The 853-nt window shown below is 71.2% G+C and carries 1 protein-coding gene; it reads right to left on the bottom strand.

The features are described 5' to 3' along the window. The coding region (locus AS93_RS19835) for a methyl-accepting chemotaxis protein (protein ID WP_027591910.1) at nucleotides 1-853 on the bottom strand (853 nt) is incomplete at both ends.

Genomic DNA, 853 nt, shown 5'->3' with positions numbered 1-853 from the left:
AGGTGAAGGGTCAGGGCGAGCATGGCGCGCAAGTGTGGCATAGACCTGCGAGGCAGGTTGGTCTGCTCGGCGATCTCGTTGATCACGTCCAGTACCCGGCCGATGTCGTCGCTGTCGTGCTGCAGCGTGCGGATCACCTCGGCGGCTGCGCCGATCTCGGCGGCCAGCAACTGGATGCCTTCGGCGGTCTGGATCACCACCGCGCGGCCGCTGTCCGCCTCGCTGTGCCCGTCGCGGGCCGCCTGGGCGGTCTCGGCAGTGTTGATGGCGACCTCCTGGACCACGGCAACGATCTGCGTCATGGCGGTGGCCAGCTGGGTGAGCGATTCGCGCTGCTGGCTGACGCCCCGTTCGGCCTGCGTGGCGGCGGCGGCGACCTGGTGGGCGCCGTGGCTGACGTCCTGGGTAGCGTCGCGCACGGCGCGGATCAGCTCGCTGAAGCGCGCCAGCATGGCGTTGTAGGCCCGGCCCAGCAGCGCCAGCTCGTCGCGGCCGCGCTCGTCCAGCTGCACGCTGAGATCGTTGCTGCGCTCGGCCTGCTGGATCAGGCTCACCGCCTGGTGCAGGCGCAGGCCGACCATGCGCACCAGCAGGTGCAGCACCAGGGTGAGGATCACCACGCCGGCCAGCAGCACCAGGGAAAACCACAGGTTGTAACGGGTCTCGGCGGCGGCCGCGTCGGTGTCCGCCGCTGCGCTGCGGCTGATGGCCTGGCCCAGGGCGAGCAGGCTGTCGATGCCGGCGGTCGATACCGCCAGCCATTGCTGGTCGTCGAGCTCGTAGGCGCCGCTGGCGGCGCCGGCGTACACCCGCTCGCGCGCGGCGCCGAAGCGCTCGACGAACTCCGCCTGCA

It is taken from the genome of Pseudomonas sp. RL, assembly GCF_000647775.1.
GTDB classification, from domain to species: Bacteria; Pseudomonadota; Gammaproteobacteria; order Pseudomonadales; family Pseudomonadaceae; genus Serpens; species Serpens flexibilis.
This window is presented reverse-complemented; position numbering and strand designations above follow the sequence as displayed.